Genomic DNA, 1,112 nt, shown 5'->3' on the forward strand with positions numbered 1-1,112 from the left:
TGTGACAAGCTGGTCTTTGAACATGACATCTCTTTTCTCACTTTCCTTTCCCTTCGTCGTCATTTTCTTACACTTTTAATGATTGAATAAATTGAGCTTTTCTCTCAAACGAGGCATGGGCTAAACCATCCCTCGCCCGGAAAGGTTTTTAATGCTGCCAAAAGTAAAAAAGTGATTTTCCGAAAAGCTTCCTGCTGTTCTTTTCAGAATAAAAAGAATAAAAAATAATGAGCAGCTGACCAATCAGCGGCTCATCAAGCGTTTATTGATCTATAAAAACATAGCCTTCATATTCTGAATATCCTTCCAGAAATAGGTCTCTTCCATAGGCTTCATAGTCAAAGTATCTTTCCAGAATGTCAGGAGCCCCTGCAAGAAGTCCTGTGTCCTCTACGAATTGATACGCAAAATCTGTTTTTGGATCATTGCTTTTTCCGAAATATCCCTGATAAGATTCCTGAAAGCCTTCGAGTGTTTCATCCAGATCATTTCCGTTGGAAGGCCAGCTCACAATCTGCGTACAGTAAATCTCGAAAGCTTCCGCGGTGTCATTTTCCATACCGGAGACTGCTTCAAAATATTTGAATACATCTTCATGAAGATTTGATTCACTAATCAACATGTCCGGGATATTCTCCCAGTCTTGAAACATTAATTCAGGTAGAAATTCGTTTCTGTGGTATTCATAACAGTCCCTTAGAAATTCTTTTGCGTCAGTGTAATCTGAAAGATCAAACCATTTTCCATACAAAGATCCATTGTTGTACATTCCATAGGTCCCCACATAGATTTTCGGCGTGTTTTCTGAAATTTTCATGATTGAAAGGCTTTAAGTATTTAAGCCCGGCTTTCTGCTCAGGGCAATCGCTGCCTTCCACTCAAAGAAAAGATGACGGGGCTTTTGCCCCTTGGCTGCAAGTTCAGCCTGTGGTTTAAGGAGCGGTACTTACCGCGATAAATAGTAGGATGGACTTGAAGTCGTCATTTTTTACTTTGTAACTTTCGTTTGCACTGACTGATAAACGTGCGGTTGGGTTGTATACAGAAAGCCATTTAACATATCATGTAGATGTATAACATTCACAAGCAGCTTATTTTCAATTATTTATTTT

1 protein-coding gene is annotated in these 1,112 nt (G+C 39.1%); it reads right to left on the minus strand.

Going from position 1 to position 1,112, the window contains the following annotated elements; genetic code table 11:
• Positions 1 to 262 precede the first annotated feature (262 nt).
• Complete coding sequence (locus RB622_RS30125) at positions 263 to 817, minus strand: antirestriction protein ArdA (RefSeq protein WP_308050556.1); 555 nt, start codon at positions 815 to 817, stop codon at positions 263 to 265.
• Positions 818 to 1,112 lie beyond the last annotated feature (295 nt).

Origin of the sequence: Dyadobacter sp. LHD-138, from assembly GCF_030929615.1 — a bacterium.
In the GTDB taxonomy this organism is placed as follows: Bacteria; Bacteroidota; Bacteroidia; order Cytophagales; family Spirosomataceae; genus Dyadobacter.

Bases quoted from the DNA above. Each gene is read 5' to 3' on its own strand.
- RB622_RS30125 (WP_308050556.1), bottom strand. From the start codon at position 817: ATGAAAATTTCAGAAAACACGCCGAAAATCTATGTGGGGACCTATGGA.